Raw genomic sequence first — 19,878 nt, 5'->3', positions numbered from 1 at the left:
AACAGAATGTTACGCATTACAGCGCCAGAGTCACCCCGCAGGATCACAGGCTATGTTGAATAACGCGAGCGCGCTGTCCTGATGAAAAAGAAAGAACTATGGATTAATCAAATCAAAGGGTTATGTATCTGTCTGGTCGTCATCTATCACTCAGTCATCACCTTTTACCCGCATCTGACCCACTTCCAGTTGCCCCTTTCACAGCTGCTGTCGAAATGCTGGGTTTACTTTAATCTCTATCTCGCCCCGTTTCGCATGCCGGTATTTTTCTTTATCTCGGGCTTTTTGATTCGCCGCTACATCGACAGCGTGAGCTGGAAAGAAAGCGTTAATAAGCGAATCTGGAGTATTTTCTGGGTGCTGGCGCTGTGGGGTGTGGTCCAGTGGCTGGCGCTCAACGCCCTGAACAACTGGCTGGCGCCGTCACGCGATCTGCTTCATGCGTCCAACGCCGCTTACGCCAGTTCCGTTAGCCAGTTCCTTCACGGCATGCTGACTGCCAGCACCAGCCTGTGGTATCTGTATGCGCTCATTGTCTATTTCATAGTCTGTAAAGTGTTCAGCCGCTGGGCCGTGCCGCTGTTCGCCCTGTTTGTTGTACTGAGCGTGACGGTCAACTTTGCTGCCACCCCGTGGTGGGGAATGAACAGTGTGATCCGCAACCTGCCGTATTACAGCCTCGGTGCCTGGTTTGGCGTCCCGCTGATGGCAGGGATTAAAGAAGTGCCGTTGCGCCGATATGCGCTGCCCTGCGCAGCTGCCTTCGTGCTGGCTATCGCCGCATGGCTGTTTAACGTCTCATTGCTGCTGTCGTTGGTCTCTATTGTGCTGATCATGAAGCTGTTCTATCAGTATGAGCAGCGCTTCGGTATGCGTGAATCCAGTCTGCTTAACGTGATCGGTTCGAATACTATCGCGATTTATACTACGCATCGCATTCTGGTCGAGGCGTTCAGCCTGCTGCTGATCCCGCAAATCAATGCCGCCGTCTGGTCCCCCGAACTGGAACTGGCCCTGTTGTTGGTCTATCCGTTTGCCAGTCTGTTGGTGTGCACGCTGTTGGGTCTTGCCATGCGTAAAGTGTCGCAGGACCTGTTCGGCGATATCCTCTTCTCTCCCCCTTCTCGTCCGCAAACCGTTAGCTATTCCCGCTAAACTTTTCGCCCTCCGGTGAGGGCGATTCAATTTGCTAATGAGGAGCGATCACGGATAATAAAGGGCATTGCTTATCAGACGACTACCTAAAAGAGATTCTGACAACCGAATGCCTGAACAACAACGTTACACGCTGCCCGTGAAAGCGGGCGATCAGCGCCTGTTAGGTGAACTGACCGGGGCTGCCTGCGCCACACTGGTGGCGGAAATTGCCGAACGTCATGATGGTCCCGTCGTGCTCGTGGCGCCCGATATGCAAAACGCGCTGCGCCTGCATGATGAAATCCGTCAGTTTACCGATCAGATGGTCATGAGCCTCGCGGACTGGGAAACACTGCCCTACGACAGTTTCTCCCCGCATCAGGAAATTATCTCCTCACGTCTCTCCACGCTGTATCAGTTGCCGTCGATGCAGCGCGGCGTGCTGATCGTCCCGGTCAATACCCTGATGCAGCGCGTCTGCCCGCACAGCTATCTGCACGGTCATGCGCTGGTGATGAAAAAAGGCCAGCGTTTATCGCGCGATGCCCTGCGTTTACAGCTCGACAGCGCTGGTTACCGGCACGTTGATCAGGTCATGGAACATGGCGAATACGCTACCCGCGGCGCGCTGCTGGATTTGTACCCTATGGGCAGCGAACAGCCCTATCGTCTGGATTTCTTCGACGATGAAATTGACAGTCTGCGCCTGTTTGACGCGGACACCCAGCGCACGCTGGAAGAAGTCGACGCCATCAATCTGCTGCCCGCCCACGAGTTCCCAACCGACAAAACGGCGATCGAACTGTTTCGCAGCCAGTGGCGCGATACCTTCGAGGTGAAGCGCGACGCAGAGCATATTTATCAACAGGTCAGCAAAGGCACTTTGCCGGCTGGGATCGAATACTGGCAGCCGCTGTTTTTCAGCGAGCCGCTGCCGCCGCTGTTTAGCTATTTCCCGGCCAATACGCTGGTGGTCAATACTGGCGATTTAGAAAACAGCGCCGAGCGTTTCCAGGCCGATACGCTGGCGCGTTTCGAAAACCGTGGCGTGGATCCGATGCGTCCGCTGCTGCCACCGGAGTCCCTCTGGTTGCGTGTCGATGAGCTCTTTTCTGAACTCAAACGCTGGCCGCGCGTGCAGCTCAAAACCGACCACCTTCCCGCCAAGGCGGCTAATACCAACTTAGGCTTCCAGTCGCTACCGGATCTCGCGGTTCAGGCGCAGCAAAAATCACCACTGGATGCGCTGCGCAAATTCCTCGAGACCTTCAACGGGCCGGTGATTTTCTCGGTTGAGAGTGAAGGCCGCCGTGAATCTCTGGGTGAACTGCTCGCCAGAATCAAAGTCGCGCCGAAGCGCATTATGCGTCTGGATGAAGCGACGGAGGCTGGACGCTACCTGATGATTGGCGCTGCCGAGCACGGGTTTATCGATACGACGCGCCATCTGGCACTCATTTGTGAAAGCGACCTGCTGGGCGAGCGCGTGGCGCGCCGTCGTCAGGATTCGCGCCGCACGATTAACCCGGATACGCTGATCCGCAACCTGGCAGAGTTGCATCCGGGTCAACCCGTGGTGCATCTGGAGCACGGCGTTGGACGCTATGCCGGGATGACCACGCTGGAAGCGGGCGGGATCAAAGGTGAATATCTGATGCTCACCTACGCTAATGACGCCAAACTGTACGTCCCGGTCTCCTCTTTGCATCTGATCAGCCGTTACGCCGGAGGCGCAGAAGAGAACGCACCGCTGCATAAACTCGGCGGCGACGCCTGGTCACGCGCGCGACAAAAAGCGGCAGAGAAAGTGCGCGACGTGGCAGCCGAGTTGTTGGACATCTACGCCCAGCGCGCGGCAAAAGAGGGCTTCGCCTTCAAACACGATCGCGAGCAGTATCAACTGTTCTGCGACGGTTTCCCCTTTGAAACCACCCCCGACCAGGCGCAGGCGATTAACGCAGTACTTAGCGACATGTGTCAGCCGCTGGCGATGGACCGCCTGGTGTGTGGTGACGTTGGATTTGGTAAAACCGAAGTGGCGATGCGCGCCGCGTTTCTCGCGGTCGAAAACCACAAGCAGGTGGCGGTGCTGGTGCCAACCACTCTGCTCGCCCAGCAACACTTTGATAATTTCCGCGACCGTTTTGCCAACTGGCCGGTGCGCATCGAAATGCTTTCCCGCTTCCGTAGCGCCAAAGAACAGGCGCAGATCCTGGAACAGGTTGCCGAAGGGAAAATTGATATTCTGATCGGTACGCATAAACTGCTGCAAAGCGATGTGAAACTGAAAGATCTGGGGCTACTGATCGTCGATGAAGAGCACCGCTTCGGCGTGCGGCATAAAGAGCGGATCAAAGCGATGCGCGCCGATGTGGACATTCTGACGCTGACCGCCACGCCAATCCCGCGTACGCTGAACATGGCCATGAGCGGCATGCGCGATCTGTCGATTATCGCCACGCCGCCAGCGCGGCGTCTGGCGGTGAAAACGTTTGTTCGCGAGTACGATGCACTGGTGGTCCGTGAGGCAATTCTGCGCGAAGTGCTGCGCGGCGGGCAGGTCTACTATCTTTATAATGATGTCGAGAACATCCAGAAAGCCGCCGACAGGCTGGCGGAGCTGGTGCCGGAGGCGCGAATTGCCATTGGTCATGGGCAGATGCGCGAACGCGAACTGGAACGCGTGATGAACGACTTCCACCATCAGCGTTTTAACGTGCTGGTCTGTACCACCATTATCGAAACCGGGATTGATATCCCGACCGCCAACACGATTATTATCGAGCGTGCGGATCATTTCGGTCTGGCACAGTTACACCAGTTGCGCGGCCGCGTAGGACGTTCACACCATCAGGCGTATGCCTGGCTGCTGACGCCGCATCCCAAAGCGATGACCACCGACGCGCAAAAACGCCTGGAAGCGATTGCCTCGCTGGAAGACCTGGGGGCGGGCTTTGCGCTGGCGACTCACGATCTGGAGATCCGCGGCGCAGGTGAACTGCTCGGGGAAGAACAGAGCGGTTCGATGGAAACCATCGGCTTCTCGCTGTATATGGAGCTGCTGGAAAACGCCGTCGATGCCCTGAAGGCCGGACGCGAGCCATCGCTGGAAGATCTCACCAGCCAGCAAACTGAGGTCGAACTGCGTATGCCGTCGCTGCTGCCGGACGATTACATCCCGGACGTGAATACCCGCCTGTCGTTCTACAAGCGTATCGCCAGCGCGAAGAGCGAGAATGAACTGGAAGAGATCAAAGTGGAGCTGATCGACCGCTTCGGTCTGCTGCCCGATCCGGCGCGTACCCTGCTGGATATCGCCCGCTTGCGTCAACAGGCGCAGAAGCTGGGTATCCGCAAACTGGAAGGCAATGAGAAAGGCGGCACTATCGAATTCGCCGAGAAGAACCATGTTAACCCAGGCTGGCTGATTGGACTGCTGCAAAAACAGCCGCAGCACTTCCGTCTTGACGGGCCGACCCGACTGAAGTTCATCCAGGATCTGACCGAGCGGAAAACGCGGATGGACTGGGTGCGTCAGTTTATGCAGCAACTGGAAGAAAACGCCGTAGCGTGATTGAGTGGTGCCGGATGGCGGTTGCGCCTTATCCGGCCTACACATCGATTCCTGGCCGTAGGCCTGATAAGCGCCGCGCTATCAGGCAAGGTTCCGCGATCTTTACAACTCTTTGCACTTCCCTTGCATTTAAAGACACGCCGCCCCGCCATAATTATTATTGGATTCTTCTGGCATAATAACCCTTTGATTTGTGATGATAATGAACAAGATGCGACTTTCCCGCTGGCTGGCCTTTTTTGCGCTCGCCGCCAGCATTACGCTTGCGCTTCCCGCACAGGCGAATACCTGGCCTCTTCCTCCGCCTGGCAGCAAACTGGTTGGGGAAAATAAGTACCACGTTGTTGAAAATAACGGAGGTTCGCTGGAAGCCATCGCGAAAAAATATAACGTCGGTTTTCTCGCGCTGTTGCAGGCGAATCCCGGCGTGGATCCCTACGTTCCCCGCGCGGGCAGCGTGCTGACCATCCCCTTGCAGACGCTGCTACCGGATGCTCCGCGTGAAGGCATTGTTATCAACCTGGCTGAACTGCGTCTCTACTACTACCATCCGGGGAAAAATTCGGTCACCGTCTACCCTATCGGCATTGGCCAGTTGGGCGGTGATACCCTGACTCCAACGATGGTCACGACAGTCTCCGACAAGCGCGCCAACCCAACCTGGACGCCGACGGCGAATATCCGTGCCCGCTATAAAGCGCAAGGAATTATCCTTCCGGCGGTGGTGCCTGCCGGACCGGATAACCCGATGGGACACCATGCCATTCGCTTAGCGGCGTATGGTGGCGTCTATCTGCTGCATGGCACCAACGCTGATTTCGGTATCGGCATGCGCGTCAGTTCTGGCTGTATCCGCCTGCGTGATGGCGATATTGAGACCCTGTTCAGACAGGTTACACCGGGCACCAAAGTGAATATCATCAATACCCCGATCAAAGCCTCGGTTGAGCCGGACGGGACGCGGCTGGTCGAAGTCCACCAGCCGCTGTCGAAAAATATAGATGATGACCCGCAGGTTCTGCCTATCGTATTGAACAGCACTCTGCAATCGTTTAAAGATTCCGCACAGACGGACGCGGCGGTGATGCAGCATGTGATGGACGTTCGTTCCGGTATGCCGGTCGATGTCCGACGCCATCGCGAGGTGGATCAGCAGTCGATGTAACGATTCCGGACATGAAAAAGCCCCGCTGAAATACAATCAGCGGGGCTTTTTTTATCACGTTATTTTGCAGCAGCAGGCATCAATGAGGGTTAATGGTTATTTATAAATTACCGCGGTACCGTGCAGGTTGTTTGGACCCGTTACAGAAGTAATGCGGAATGATTTCGCCCCCATGGCATCCGCTTTCTGCGCCAGTTCGTCCTGCAATGAACTCAGGTTAGTCCCTGCATTTGCAGAGATGGTGCCGACTTTTTGCTGACCGGCAGGCGTGGACTGAACTTCTACAGCCGCGAAGCTTGCGAATGACAGTGAACTCAGAACAGCAGCAGCGATGAGGGTTTTTACGTTTTTCATAATAGTGACCTTTTGCAGATGATTGGGCGTCGTAAGCATTTACTTAACGATCGATAGATAAATGATAGATGTGATCCAGGTCACACGTCAACTCATTTTTTATAACGATCGTTATATAAAAACAAAAGCACTTATCTTTCATACAACTAAGCAGAAAAACTTTTTCTCACGAATGCGCTGGAGCCTGTGCGGGTTTATTTTTATAATGGTTGCTCACTAAGCCCATTAAGGTACAACGGCATCATGACAACTGAATCGACAGGTTGTGTTAAAAAAAGCCGTGGCCGACCAAAAGTGTTCGACAGGGAAGCCGCGCTTGATAAGGCCATGACACTCTTCTGGCAGCACGGTTATGAAGCAACATCGCTTTCTGACCTTGTTGAAGCGACGGGTGCGAAAGCGCCAACGCTGTATGCGGAATTCACCAATAAAGAGGGTCTGTTCCGCGCGGTGCTGGACAGATACATCGCCCGCTTCGCGGCAAAACATGAAGCGCAGTTATTCTGCGAAGAGAAAAGCGTTGAAGCGGCACTGGAGGATTACTTCACCGCAGTGGCAACCTGTTTCACCAGCAAAGACACCCCCGCTGGCTGCTTTATGATTAATACCTCCGCGACGCTTGCCGCCGCGTCACGCGATATTGCGCATACGGTGAAATCACGTCACGCCATGCAGGAACAAACCCTGACGCAATTTCTTCGTCAACGGCAGGAACGCGGCGAGATCCCGGCGCACTGCAATGTGCAACATCTTGCCGAGTATCTGAGCTGCATTTTGCAGGGGATGTCCATCAGCGCCCGGGAAGGCGCCAGTTTCGACAAGCTGCAGCAAATCACCCACACTACCCTACGCCTGTGGCCTGAACTGCTGAAGACCTGATCGCTTTGTTGACCGGGAAACGTCATTTCCCGGTCCTTCCACACCATGATTCCCGCATAATAACTAATGTTATCACTGAGTTAGGTTCACTTTTTTGTAAAAAAACATTGATAATAACAATTATTATCAGCAATATTCGCATTTGATTTTGTATCTGTTTCACAATGTAACAGCCGGCTACGACCGGTGAAAACCTTCACCTGCACAGATATTTTCAGAAAGGAATGCGAATGAATAAGCGTCTTTGGGTTCTCAACCCTGTCCTGTTAGCCCTGACTCTGCCCGCTGCGGCGGCGCAAACAGAAGAAGAAAACCTCATCGTCAGCGCTAACCGTAGCCAGAAAACTGTCGCCGAGATGGCACAGACCACCTGGGTCATTGAAGGCCAGGAGATTGAGCAACAGGTTCAGGGCGGCAAAGAGTTCAAAGACGTGTTGGCGCAACTGATTCCGGGCATCGATGTAAGCAGCCAGGGACGTACCAACTACGGAATGAACATGCGTGGTCGTGCGATTGTCGTGCTGATCGACGGCGTACGCCTGAATTCTTCACGTACCGACAGTCGTCAGCTGGATTCTATCGATCCCTTTAACATCGCCCACATTGAGGTCATTTCAGGCGCAACCTCGCTATATGGCGGCGGCAGTACCGGCGGCTTAATCAACGTTGTGACCAAAAAAGGCCAGCCGGACCGCCAGGTTGACCTTGAACTGGGCAGCAAATCGGGTTTTAACAACAGCAACGATCACGACGAGCGCGTTGCCGCTGCGGTCAGCGGTGGAACGGATCGCGCGTCTGGTCGACTGTCCGTAGCCTATCAGCGCTTTGGCGGCTGGTACGACGGTAACGGTGATGCCCTGATGCTCGACAACACGCAAACCGGCCTGCAGCACTCCGATCGTCTGGACGTAATGGGGACCGGCACCCTCGATATCGATGACAACCGCCAGATACAGTTGGTCACCCAGTACTACAAGAGTCAGGGCGATGAAGATTACGGGTTATACCTGGGCGAAAACATGTCCGCCGTTACCGGTAGCGGCACCGCCAGCACACGCAGCGGACTGAGTTCAGACCGTATTCCGGGGACGGAGCGCCATCTGATCAGCCTGCAATACTCTGACGCGGACTTCTTCGGCCAGAATCTGGTCAGCCAAATCTATTACCGCGACGAGTCGCTAAAGTTCTACCCCTTCCCGACGCTCAGCAAAGGTCAGGTGACCAGCTTCTCGGCGTCGCAGCAGGATACCGACCAGTTCGGCGCCAAAATCACTCTCAACAGTCAGTTGATGGACAACTGGGAGCTGACGTGGGGCGTCGATGCGGATCATGAAACCTTCGACTCCAACCAGAAGTTCTTCGATCTGGCCTGGTCTGTGCCGTCAGGCGGGATGGACAATCGCACGGCCTACACGACCGGACGTTATCCCGGTTACAGCATCACCAACTTCGCTCCGTTCCTGCAAAGCAGTTACGACATTAACGACATCTTCACTCTGAGCGGTGGCGTGCGCTATCAATGGACAGAAAACCGGGTTGATGATTTCGTGGGTTACGCGCAACAACAGGGGATTGCCAACGGTTTAGCAAGTTCAGCCGATGCTATCCCTGGCGGCAAAACCGATTACGACAATTTCTTGTTCAATGCCGGGCTGTTGGCGCATCTCACCGAACGCCAGCAGACATGGTTTAACTTCTCCCAGGGCGTTGAGCTACCGGATCCCGGGAAATACTACGGCAACGGCACTTACCAGTTGGTGGGCGATCATTATCAGCTCCAGCGCAGCGTGAACGTGGCGGATTCGCGTCTTGAAGGGATCAAGGTCAATTCGTATGAGCTGGGCTGGCGTTATACCGGCGATAATCTGCGTACCCAGCTGGCGGCGTACTATTCGACGTCCGATAAGTCGATTGTGATTAACCGCAGCGATATGACGATCCGCGTGGAACCTGACGATCGCCGGATTTACGGTGTGGAAGGCGCGGCGGATTACTTCATCCCTGACACTGACTGGAGTCTCGGTGCGAACTTTAACGTCCTGAAATCTGAAGTGAAAAAGAACGGAAAATGGGAAAAATGGGACGTAACGCTCGCGTCGCCGTCCAAAGCCACCGCCTGGGTCGGCTGGGCGCCCGAGCCGTGGTCGCTGCGGGTTCAGACCCAACAGTCGTTTGATCTCACCGATGCCAGCGGCAACAAGCTGGATGGCTATAACACCGTGGACTTTATTGGCAGCTATCAACTCCCGCTGGGCAAACTGACCTTCAGCATTGAAAACCTGCTGGATGAAGATTACACCACCCTGTGGGGACAGCGCGCGCCATTGCTGTACAGCCCAACCTATGGCAGTCCATCGCTGTACGAATATAAGGGCCGGGGTCGTACCTTTGGTCTGAACTACGCCTTAACTTTCTGATAAAAAAAAGCCCCTCAGCCTGAGCGAATGAGGGGCTAACTTACAGAGTACCGCTTTTTTACGCGTTGTTATTCAGAATCAGCTGGCCGTTATTATCCAGCGGGATCTGTGTGCCGGGATCTTTGTCCATGCGAATCTTGCCCTGCTGGTCGCCAATCTTATAGGTGACATCGTAACCAAGCATTTTTTCCGACTTGTCATAGACGGTTTTACAGCGCTGCTGCGTGGACGTATAGGTGTCGTTTTCCTGCATCGAGCCCTGGATCTGGTTACCGGCGTAACCGCCCCCCAACGCCCCGACCACCGTTGCCACATCCTTACCTCGTCCGCCGCCGAACTGATGACCAATCACGCCACCAGCAACCGCCCCCAGCACTGAACCGGTAATGCGGTTCTCATCCTGGACAGGCTTGCGATGCGTCACCGTCACGTTGCGACACTCCTGCCGCGGCGTCTTAATCGTCTCTTTGATAGGTGTTGCAGAAACCACCTGAGCATACTGTGGGCCACGATCAAACACGTTAAGACTGGCAACCGCCGCCACACCCAGCGCAGCAGCTACGCCAATCCCTATACCCGCCAACATCGATTTATTCACGGGAGATCCTCCTTCTTTGCTATTGGTTACAATTTTGCAACCAATGCAATAAGAAGCCCATCAGACTGCGGATGAAAATATCGTTGGTCGTCGTTAAAACAGGATGATTCAGAGAACTCTGAAGGAAGAGGCAGAACGGAGAAGGCACTCAGCACCGCCAACGGGCGATGCTGAGTCAGGCGGGATTAATGCAGTTTCAGACGCGGGCGGATCACACGGTTAATGCTGCCCACCAGCATCATCAGACCGGTTTTAAAATAGCCGTGCAGTGCGATCTGGTGCATACGGTACAGTGAGATGTAGACGAAACGAGCAATACGCCCTTCCACCATCATCGACCCTTTGGTCAGATTGCCCATCAGACTGCCGACGGTCGAGAAGTTGGAGAGCGACACCAGCGAGCCGTGGTCTTTGTACTGATACGCTTTCAGCGACTTACCGTTCATCTGTGCCAGAATATTGTTCATCGCACAGGTCGCCATCTGATGCGCAGCCTGAGCACGTGGCGGCACAAAGCCCCCTTCCGGACGCGCACAGGAAGCACAGTCGCCAATCGCGTAAACATCAGGATCGCGGGTGGTTTGCAACGTCGGTTCGACCACCAGTTGGTTAATCCGGTTGGTCTCCAGACCGCCAATCTCTTTCATAAAGTCCGGCGCTTTGATGCCCGCCGCCCAGACCATCAGATCGGCTTCAATATATTCACCGTCTTTAGTGTGCAGGCCGCCCGCATCCGCGCTGGTCACCATCGTCTGGGTCAGTACGCGAACGCCGAGTTTCGTTAATTCGTTATGCGCCGCCGAAGAAATACGCGGTGGCAGTGCAGGCAGAATACGTTCACCGGCTTCCACCAGCGTCACGTTCAGCGCGTCGTTGGTCAGTCCTTTGTAGCCGTAGCTGTGAAGCTGTTTCACTGCGTTATGCAATTCTGCCGACAGTTCTACGCCCGTCGCGCCGCCACCGACAATCGCAATATTCACCTTACCGTTCGCGCCCAGATTGGCGGAATACTTCAGGAACAGGTTCAGCATTTCCTGGTGGAAACGACGCGCCTGATGCGGGTTATCCAGGAAGATACAGTGTTCTTTCACGCCCGGCGTGTTGAAGTCGTTGGAGGTGCTACCCAGCGCCATCACCAGCGTGTCATAGGCAATTTTGCGTTCAGGCACCAGCAGCTCACCTTTCTCATCGCGCAGTTCTGCGATAGTGATGGTTTTCGCTTCGCGATCGATGTTCATCACCGAGCCCAACTGGAACTGGAAGCCATGGTTACGGGCATGCGCCAGATAGCTCAGCGCGTCCACGCCTTCATCCAGCGAACCGGTCGCCACTTCGTGCAGCAAGGGTTTCCACAGGTGGCTGTGGTTTCTGTCAACCAGCGTAATTTTCGCTTTTTTCTTGCGACCCAGCTTGTGTCCCAACTGCGTCGCCATTTCCAGCCCGCCAGCTCCCCCGCCGACAATCACGATCTTTTTCAATGGTGTAGTCAACGTGACCCCCTTAAAATGATTAACCAATTGTTAATTAAACGTTATAAACATAGCCTTTAATTAACAACAAGTTACGACAATGAAAATGTCCTTCGAGAGTGAGAATAACACATGCGGTGCATTGGTCATACCAAAATTGATGTGTATCAAGTTTTGCTGCTGAAAAGATAGACAACGCCAGAAAAACAGGCAAAAAAAACCAGCCCGAAGGCTGGCTTAATTCGACAATTCTGACAGACAAGGGGTCAACCCAGGGTCTTAAACGCTTTGATGCGCTGCAAGTGCGGCGAAATATTCTTAAACTTATGTGTCTGCTCTTCGTCCCACACGATCTCATAGAAATGGTGGAGCTCTTCTGACGACCGTTGGCTGTTCAGGGCTTCGTCATGACGCGAGAGAATAACCAGGCAACGATCGCGATTCTTCTCACGGAAGTTGGTCACGCACTTAGTGGCGATATCGGCATACTCTTCCGGACGATCGATCTTGCCTTCCATGTTCTCATACGGAAACAGGTTCGGATTAAACACCACCTGGCGAACATCGCAGAGAAAACCAATGCGTTCTGCCCAGTAGCCGCCGAGGCCAACGCCGCAAATCAACGGTCGCTCATCAACATTAAGCTGCAACATTTTGTCCACTTCTTTCAGCAGATGCTGCATGTCATGTTTCGGATGACGCGTGCTGTAGCTTATCAGTCTGACGTCCGGGTCGATAAACTGCAGCTGCAAGACTTTTTCGTGGTTTCCCGGACTGTTAGAGTCGAAACCGTGTAAATAGATAATCATCGCATCCTCACCAAACGTGCGTTAATGACCTGCTTTCTCTTCCTGCCAGCGTTCATGTAACTGGTTGAGCTGCGCGCTGACGGTTTTCCAGCGTGCCGAGTCCATCAGTTCCTGACGCGAAAATGAACCTTTATGATACAAACGTGTAACACGCTCTGCATTGATCGGCGACAGATTATCTAACACACTGACCGCCCCTTTACGATTATTGCAGACCAGAATCATATCACAACCCGCATCCAGCGATGCCTGCCCACGCTCAGCATAGCTGCCCATGATCGCGGCCCCTTCCATCGACAGATCATCAGAGAAAATGACGCCGTCAAAACCTAACTCCTGACGCAGAACTGTTTTCAGCCAGTGCGGAGAGCCGCTCGCCGGACGCGGATCAACGTCGCTGTAAATGACGTGCGCCGGCATGATAGCGTCCAGCTTGTTTTCGGTAATCAGCGTGCGGAACACGGACATATCTTTCGCCCGAATTTCCGCTTCCGGACGCGGATCGGTCGGCGTCTCTTTATGCGAATCGGCGGTTACCGCGCCGTGTCCAGGGAAATGTTTGCCGGTGGTTTTCATTCCTGCCGCGTGCATACCGTCAATAAAACGGGTCGCCATCGCCAGCGCTTTGATCGGGTCAGCATGATAGGAACGTTCGCCAATCGCGGCGCTGATATGCCCGACATCCAGTACCGGCGCAAAGCTGATATCAATATCCATCGCGATCATTTCACTGGCCATCAGCCATCCGGCCTCTTCCGCCAGTTTACCGCCTGTTTCCAGCCCGTGCAGCGCCGCAAAAGACTGTGCGGCGGGCAGTCGGGTGAATCCTTCCCGGAAACGCTGTACGCGCCCGCCTTCTTGATCGACGGCCACTACCAGATGGTTGCGCGACGCCGCACGGATCTGGCGCACCAGTTCACGTAACTGTTCCGGGTCGTGGTAATTGCGCGTAAACAGAATCAAACCGCCCACCAGCGGATGGGCCAGAATCTCACGCTCTTCCGCATCCAGCTCAAACCCTTCGACATTCAACATTACTGGACCCACACTGCTCTCCTTAATCCTTCGTTGCCAGCTGCCGCCAGGTTGCATCGGCCAGACTGATAAATTGTCGTTCGCCGGTCTGTTCCCAGCGGTATTCAAACCAACCGGCCTTCAGCATCAGTATCCACGGATACCAGCGTCTGACCTGTTGCCATAATTTGTGCCCGTCTATGCGTGCGCTAACGGCATACGCATCGACCAGTTGCCGGTGTTGCTCAACATCGTCCACCCACACCGCCGCCAGTTCAAGAGCGATATCACCGTCTCCGGCATATTCCCAGTCGATCAGCTGTAGCCCTGCCGGGCCATGAACGATGTTGGCGGCGTGGACATCCATATGCAGCGGCGCGAGGCGTAGCGGACGAGGCTCCCCTCGCTTGCGCAGGCGTTTTAACCCTCTGAGCCAGCGTGGTGTTCGCCGTGCCGGATCGCTTCCCTGCCAGTATTGTTCCAGCAGCGGTAGCAGACAGATACGCCAGCCAAAGCAGGGCTGCTGATGAAGATAATACAGTAACCTCGCCAGTTCGTCGGCTCCCGGCAGTCCGGATTTTATCTCACCCGGAACATAGTCCACCGCCATCCAGCCGTTCAGGTAAAAACGCGGCTTCGGCGCAAGGCTTTCAGGCAGCCGCGATAAAGCATGATACTGGCGTAAAAAATGCGCTTGCGGCGCATCGGGATCGTGATGGCGGCGAAGAACCAGCCGCTGGGTTGGACTTTCAATAATCACACTCCCACCGCTAAGACCGCTCTGGCCTTCAGCGACGGGACGATAGTGCGGAAAGTAGCGCGACAACACCGCGTCGCGCTCTGGGATATTATTGCTGCTGAACGGCACCTTTACCTGACCAGATTATCTCGCCAGTTTGTACCAGCATTAGTTGCATTTGCAGTGATGGCGCGTTGACGTTACCCGAGGCGCTGGAATAAAGCACATAGTGCGCGCCAACGTTACGGGCAATACCAATCGCTTTGCTACGCGTTCCCAGACTGTCCTGCGGCGACAGCCCTAACTGCTGTTTTGCCATCGACAACTGTTGCGCAGAGACCAGGGTAAATTTGCCATTGTTCGCCAACGCATTGCGCAGCGTTTCAGTGGCTTCACCCGCGTTCAGCGAACCGTTAGTACGGTTATTCACGCTATCGACCAGCAGTACGCTCCCCGCCGTCACGCCGTCGGCCTGCAACATTTTGCCCACCATCGGCTGCATCGCGCTATTCCAGTCGTAATGACGTATGCGCGGCGCCGGTGCCGCAGTCTGATCTTCATGTTCAATAGGCCCCGGCTGCCCCGGGATCGTGGGCACCGAAGGGACCCCAGGAGCAGGTTCTTGCGGCTGTGCGGGCTGTTCCGGCGTGGGTTTCACCTCTTCAACCGGAGCAGGTTCACGTTGCACCACACAACCGGACAGGAACATCGCCAGCGCGGCTATCAATGCGTAGCGACTCATTTTTGTCTTCAAGATTCACCCCTTACAAATAAAGATAAAGTCTGACTTTGTGCGCCCCCAGATAATTGGCGCTGCCATACAGCGTGACCGACGAATGCGCCGGAATCGTCACGCTGCGCGGCGCTTCCAGAGGATGCATTTCTAACCCCCTGGCGTCATACCAGTAAAAGCGATAATGAACGGTAACGGGTTTTTGCCTTTCGTTATACAGCGTTGAGGATGCAGAGGGCTGAATATCAGACGTGGTCAATGTCGGCGCTTGCGCGGTGATACCCGCTGCCAGCAGCGTCGACTCCATCACCAGCGACTGTTCATCGCTTACCGGGATCTCAGGATGAGAACGGCACCCGGCAAGTAAGAGCAGACCCAGTGACAGCGCAATGCATCCTCTGGTCATCATGACAGGCCTTTGTGCGCGAGCATAGGACCGAGCGCGCGACCGCCCAGCAGATGCATATGGATGTGATACACCTCCTGACCGCCATGACGATTGGTATTCATGATCAGGCGGTAGCCATCTTCGGCAATGCCTTCCTGCTCGGCAATTTTTGCCGCCACGGTAATCATCCGTCCCAGCGCCTGCTCATGCTCTGCGCTGACGTCATTGACCGTCGGGATCAGAACGTTGGGAATGATCAGGATGTGTGTAGGCGCCTGAGGTGAAATATCCCGGAATGCCGTCACCAGGTCATCCTGGTAAACGATATCGGAAGGGATTTCACGACGAATAATCTTGCTGAATATAGTCTCTTCTGCCACGACGTTTTCCTTTTCTAAAAATTGCCATGCGTGATGTCATGCTACGCTGAGCCACATTGCGAGTATAGAGTATGATCGACTTAAACCTGCTCTTTCAACCTTAACCCACGATTTCTTAAGCAAAAAACCATCACAATGGCGCTCTTATAACCATTTATCCCCTCTCCTGTGCCAAAAAGTAATGAAACAAGATTTCAGAAAGCAAGTTACATCTGTTTACAGAGTAAATATGAATGCGTATATTTCGCATTTGCATTTTCATGCGTATTAAATGGTTAGAAAAATAAAAAGGGGCTCATCGCCACCTTACACGGCCTGAGCCAGAGTTCGTTCACTATTAAGGGCTTTCTGATGTCTTTCACAACACACAACAAGGATGAACAATGCCAGGCTGGCGCAACACCCTCGTTGCTGGCAGCCTGCATCGCGATGGCATTGATACCATCCATGAGTTTCGCGGCGACCACACCGGAAGAGACCGTCATTGTTGACGGTTCTGCGCCAGCAACCTTTGCGGACAACGACGAACAGGATTACAGCGTCAAATCCACCACCGCCGGAACCAAAATGATGATGACCCAACGCGATATTCCGCAGTCGGTCAGCATCGTCAGCGAACAACGTATGGAAGACCAGCAGTTGCAAACGCTGGGCGACGTGATGGACAGCACGCTGGGGATCAGCAAAAGCCAGGCGGATTCTGACCGCGTCAGTTACTTCTCCCGTGGTTTCCAGATTGATAACTATATGGTTGATGGTATTCCGACCTGGTTCGAATCCCGCTGGAACCTGGGTGACGCCCTCACCGATATGGCGCTCTATGAGCGCGTGGAAGTGGTACGCGGTGCAAACGGTCTGATGACCGGCACCGGCAACCCGTCAGCCTCCATCAATATGATCCGCAAACACGCCACCAGCCGCGAGTTCAAAGGTAACGTCTCGGCGGAATATGGCAGCTGGAATAAACAGCGCTACGTGATGGATCTGCAAAGCCCGCTCACCGATGACGGTAATGTACGCGGCCGCATAGTGGCGGGTTATCAGGACAACGACTCCTGGCTCGATCGCTATCACAACGAGAAAAACTTCTTCTCTGGCATCATTGATGCTGACCTGGGTGAAACCACCAGCCTGGCCGCCGGGTATGAGTACCAAAAAATCAGAGTGGATAGCCCAACCTGGGGTGGCCTGCCGCGCTGGAACACCGATGGCAGCAAAAACAGCTATGACCGCGCCCGTAGCACCGCGCCAGACTGGGCGTATAACGATAAAGAGATCAATAAAGTCTTTGTCACGTTCAAACAGCGTTTTGCCGACACCTGGCAGGCGACGATGAATGCCACTCACTCGGAAATCAAGTTCGACAGTAAAACGATGTATGTCGATGCGTATGTGAATAAGGCAGATGGCATGCTGGTCGGTCCTTACAGCAACTATGGACCGGGGTTCGATTACGTGGGCGGTACGGGCTGGAACAGCGGCAAACGTAAAGTCGATGCGCTGGATCTTTTTGCTGACGGCAGCTATGACCTGTTTGGTCGTCAGCATAACCTGATGTTCGGCGGCAGCTACAGCAAACAGAACAACCGCTATTACAGCTCCTGGGCTAACGTCTTCCCGGATGAGATCGGCAGTTTCAATAACTTCAATGGCAATTTCCCGGAAACCGACTGGGCACCGCAATCACTGGCCCAGGACGACACCACGCACATGAAGTCGTTGTACGCCGCAACGCGCGTTTCACTGGCTGATCCGCTGCACTTGATCCTCGGCGCACGCTATACCAACTGGCGTATTGATACCCTGAGCTACAGCATGGAAAAAAACCACACTACGCCCTATGCCGGTCTGGTTTATGACATCAATGATAACTGGTCTACTTACGCCAGTTATACCTCCATCTTCCAGCCTCAGAATAAACGCGATAGCGGCGGAAAATACCTTACGCCCATCACCGGTAACAACTATGAGGTTGGCCTCAAGTCTGACTGGATGAACAGCCGACTGACCACCACCCTCGCCGTGTTCCGCATTGAGCAGGATAACGTTGCCCAGTCGACCGGTTCACCGATTCCGGGTAGCAATGGCGAAATCGCCTATAAAACAGCGAACGGGACCGTCAGTAAAGGGGTTGAGTTCGAAGTTAACGGCGCGATTACCGATAACTGGCAGATGACCTTTGGCGCGACGCGTTACGTCGCAGAAGACAATGAAGGCAACGCCGTTAATCCGAATCTGCCACGTACCAGCGTCAAGCTTTTCACCCGCTACCGTCTGCCGGTGATACCTGATTTGACCGTCGGCGGTGGCGTGAACTGGCAGAACCGCGTCTACACCGATACCGCGACGCCGTACGGTACCTTCCGTGCTGAGCAAGGCAGTTACGCGCTGGTGGATTTGTTCACCCGCTATCAGGTAACCAAAAACTTCTCCGTGCAGGGTAACGTCAATAACCTGTTCGATAAAACCTACGATACCAATGTTGAAGGGTCGATTGTTTATGGTGAGCCACGCAATGTGAGCATCACCGCAAACTATCAGTTCTGATTGTAGCCCGTAAAAAAGGCAGCCATTCGGCTGCCTTAGTTCTCCCCAACTTCTTAGGTCTTAGCTGTTACGGATGTATTCATCCATCTCAGTTTTCAGGTTATCGGATTTCGTACCGAAAATTGCCTGAACACCGGAACCAGCGACCACCACACCTGCGGCACCCAGTTTCTTCAGGCCAGCCTGATCCACTTTCGCCACGTCAGCCACGCTGACACGCAGACGGGTAATGCACGCATCCAGGTTAGTGATGTTTTCTTTACCACCAAATGCCGCAATCAGCGCAGGAGCCATTTCACTGGTCGCGCCCGCTTTCGCGTCATCGGTATTATCTTCACGACCCGGAGTCTTCAGATCCAGCGCTTTGATCAGCACGCGGAAGATGGTGTAGTAAACAATCGCGTAGCCCGCACCGACAATCGGGAACAGCCACAGCTTGCTGCTGTTACCGGACAGCACGATAAAGTCGATCAGACCGTGTGAGAACGACGTACCGTCACGCATACCCAGCAGGATACAGATTGGGAACGCCAGACCCGCCAGAATCGCGTGGATAACGTACAGGATCGGCGCAACGAACATGAAGGAGAATTCGATCGGTTCGGTGATACCGGTCAGGAACGAAGTCAGCGCCGCGGAGATCATGATGCCGCCCACTTTGGCGCGGTTTTCTGGTTTCGCAGAGTGCCAGATAGCGATCGCAGCCGCCGGCAGACCATACATTTTGAACAGGAAGCCGCCAGACAACATGCCCGCTGTCGGATCACCCGCCATGTAGCGAGGGATATCGCCGTGGAAAACCTGACCTGCCGCGTTGGTGTATTCGCCGATCTGCATCTGGAAAGGAACGTTCCAGATATGGTGCAGACCAAACGGTACCAGGCAGCGTTCAATGAAGCCGTAGATACCGAACGCCACAACCGGGTTCTGATACGCAGCCCACTGAGAGAATGTCTGGATTGCCGTACCGATTGGCGGCCAAATGAAGGACAGAACCACACCGGTAAAGATCGCCGCCAGACCAGAGATGATCGGCACGAAACGCTTACCAGCAAAGAAGCCCAGATACTCAGGCAGCTTGATACGGTAGAAGCGGTTAAACATGTATGCTGCAATCGCACCGGAGATAATCCCCCCGAGTACACCCGTATCCGCAAGGTGTTTTGCTGCGATTTCTTCAGCAGGTAAATGCAGAACCAGCGGCGCGACCACGGCCATGGTTTTCACCATGATGCCATAGGCGACAACCGAAGCCAGAGCCGAAACGCCATCGTTGTTGGTAAAGCCAAGCGCGACACCGATAGCGAAAATCAGCGGCATGTTTGCAAAAACAGAACCGCCGGCTTCTGCCATCACGTGCGATACAACGGCTGGCAGCCAGCTGAAGTTTGCGGACCCGACGCCCAGCAGGATACCTGCGATAGGCAATACGGATACCGGCAGCATCAGCGATTTACCGACCTTTTGCAGGTTAGCAAATGCATTCTTAAACATAATTGAGAGTGCTCCTGAGTATTTGTGCTTTCTACGTTCACACGCATTGGCGAGGGGGGAGAACCCCGCCGTGGACAGGGCATCTAAGTGCCCTTTATTTATTACACAGAGTAAAATAAATCGGCGAAATATAGTTTGACGGCTATCACGTTTCAACTCTGGACAGCGCGTTAAGTTGCAC

16 protein-coding genes are annotated in these 19,878 nt (G+C 54.3%); 6 read left to right on the top strand and 10 right to left on the bottom strand.

Annotated elements, in window-relative coordinates; all coding sequences use genetic code 11:
* Positions 1–81: 81 nt before the first annotated feature.
* From C2U53_RS20615 to C2U53_RS20605, 3 genes are all read left to right on the top strand, one after another.
* Complete coding sequence (locus tag C2U53_RS20615) at positions 82–1,155, top strand: acyltransferase family protein (RefSeq protein ID WP_043000964.1); 1,074 nt, start codon at positions 82–84, stop codon at positions 1,153–1,155.
* Between the two features lie 109 nt (positions 1,156–1,264).
* Positions 1,265–4,711: a transcription-repair coupling factor gene (gene mfd / locus C2U53_RS20610; protein WP_043000965.1), complete on the top strand. Its 3,447-nt coding sequence runs from the start codon at positions 1,265–1,267 to the stop codon at positions 4,709–4,711.
* Positions 4,712–4,910: 199 nt separating this feature from the next.
* Positions 4,911–5,876, top strand: a complete 966-nt coding sequence (locus C2U53_RS20605) for a L,D-transpeptidase family protein (protein WP_044254958.1) — start codon at positions 4,911–4,913, stop codon at positions 5,874–5,876.
* A gap of 96 nt (positions 5,877–5,972) precedes the next feature.
* Here the strand turns inward: C2U53_RS20605 and bhsA are convergent, their stop codons facing one another.
* Positions 5,973–6,230 (bottom strand): multiple stress resistance protein BhsA, encoded by a 258-nt coding sequence (bhsA, locus tag C2U53_RS20600; protein WP_043001950.1) that lies wholly within the window; start codon positions 6,228–6,230, stop codon positions 5,973–5,975.
* A gap of 243 nt (positions 6,231–6,473) precedes the next feature.
* Between bhsA and comR the strand changes: the two genes are divergently transcribed.
* Together comR and C2U53_RS20590 are read left to right on the top strand one after the other, a co-directional pair.
* Positions 6,474–7,109 carry a TetR family copper-responsive transcriptional repressor ComR gene (gene comR, locus C2U53_RS20595; protein ID WP_090049936.1) on the top strand — a complete coding sequence of 212 codons (636 nt, stop codon included), beginning with the start codon at positions 6,474–6,476 and terminating at the stop codon, positions 7,107–7,109.
* A gap of 230 nt (positions 7,110–7,339) precedes the next feature.
* Positions 7,340–9,526 (top strand): TonB-dependent siderophore receptor, encoded by a 2,187-nt coding sequence (locus C2U53_RS20590; protein ID WP_044327002.1) that lies wholly within the window; start codon positions 7,340–7,342, stop codon positions 9,524–9,526.
* A 58-nt stretch (positions 9,527–9,584) separates the two neighbouring features.
* Here the strand turns inward: C2U53_RS20590 and C2U53_RS20585 are convergent, their stop codons facing one another.
* The 8 genes from C2U53_RS20585 to hinT all read right to left on the bottom strand — a co-directional run bounded on the left by C2U53_RS20585 (position 9,585) and on the right by hinT (position 15,656).
* On the bottom strand, positions 9,585–10,124 hold the full coding sequence (locus tag C2U53_RS20585) for a glycine zipper 2TM domain-containing protein (RefSeq protein WP_043000968.1): 540 nt from the start codon (positions 10,122–10,124) through the stop codon (positions 9,585–9,587).
* A gap of 185 nt (positions 10,125–10,309) precedes the next feature.
* Positions 10,310–11,614 (bottom strand): NADH-quinone dehydrogenase, encoded by a 1,305-nt coding sequence (gene ndh, locus C2U53_RS20580; protein WP_104446386.1) that lies wholly within the window; start codon positions 11,612–11,614, stop codon positions 10,310–10,312.
* 245 nt (positions 11,615–11,859) lie between these two features.
* Positions 11,860–12,402, bottom strand: a complete 543-nt coding sequence (gene ycfP / locus C2U53_RS20570; protein WP_043000970.1) for an alpha/beta hydrolase YcfP — start codon at positions 12,400–12,402, stop codon at positions 11,860–11,862.
* Between the two features lie 21 nt (positions 12,403–12,423).
* Entirely contained in the window at positions 12,424–13,449 is a 1,026-nt protein-coding gene (gene nagZ / locus C2U53_RS20565; protein WP_043000971.1) for a beta-N-acetylhexosaminidase, read from the bottom strand.
* Positions 13,450–13,459: 10 nt separating this feature from the next.
* Positions 13,460–14,284: a thiamine kinase gene (gene thiK / locus C2U53_RS20560; RefSeq protein ID WP_099433464.1), complete on the bottom strand. Its 825-nt coding sequence runs from the start codon at positions 14,282–14,284 to the stop codon at positions 13,460–13,462.
* Positions 14,265–14,897, bottom strand: a complete 633-nt coding sequence (gene lpoB, locus C2U53_RS20555) for a penicillin-binding protein activator LpoB (RefSeq protein WP_043000973.1) — start codon at positions 14,895–14,897, stop codon at positions 14,265–14,267. The genes thiK and lpoB overlap by 20 nt, the downstream gene beginning before the upstream one ends.
* A 22-nt stretch (positions 14,898–14,919) precedes the next feature.
* Positions 14,920–15,294: a YcfL family protein gene (locus C2U53_RS20550; protein WP_043000974.1), complete on the bottom strand. Its 375-nt coding sequence runs from the start codon at positions 15,292–15,294 to the stop codon at positions 14,920–14,922.
* Entirely contained in the window at positions 15,294–15,656 is a 363-nt protein-coding gene (gene hinT, locus C2U53_RS20545; protein WP_043000975.1) for a purine nucleoside phosphoramidase, read from the bottom strand. Before hinT ends, C2U53_RS20550 begins: the two co-directional genes overlap by 1 nt.
* A gap of 351 nt (positions 15,657–16,007) precedes the next feature.
* On the opposite strand from hinT, the gene fhuE reads away from it, so the two are divergent.
* On the top strand, positions 16,008–18,203 hold the full coding sequence (fhuE, locus tag C2U53_RS20540; protein WP_044267519.1) for a ferric-rhodotorulic acid/ferric-coprogen receptor FhuE: 2,196 nt from the start codon (positions 16,008–16,010) through the stop codon (positions 18,201–18,203).
* 60 nt (positions 18,204–18,263) lie between these two features.
* On the opposite strand, the gene ptsG is transcribed toward fhuE, so the two are convergent.
* Positions 18,264–19,697: a PTS glucose transporter subunit IIBC gene (gene ptsG / locus C2U53_RS20535; RefSeq protein ID WP_042319612.1), complete on the bottom strand. Its 1,434-nt coding sequence runs from the start codon at positions 19,695–19,697 to the stop codon at positions 18,264–18,266.
* Between the last annotated feature and the right edge of the window lie 181 nt (positions 19,698–19,878).

The organism is Citrobacter sp. CFNIH10, assembly GCF_002934585.1.
Taxonomy (GTDB): domain Bacteria; phylum Pseudomonadota; class Gammaproteobacteria; order Enterobacterales; family Enterobacteriaceae; genus Citrobacter_A; species Citrobacter_A amalonaticus.
This window is presented reverse-complemented; position numbering and strand designations above follow the sequence as displayed.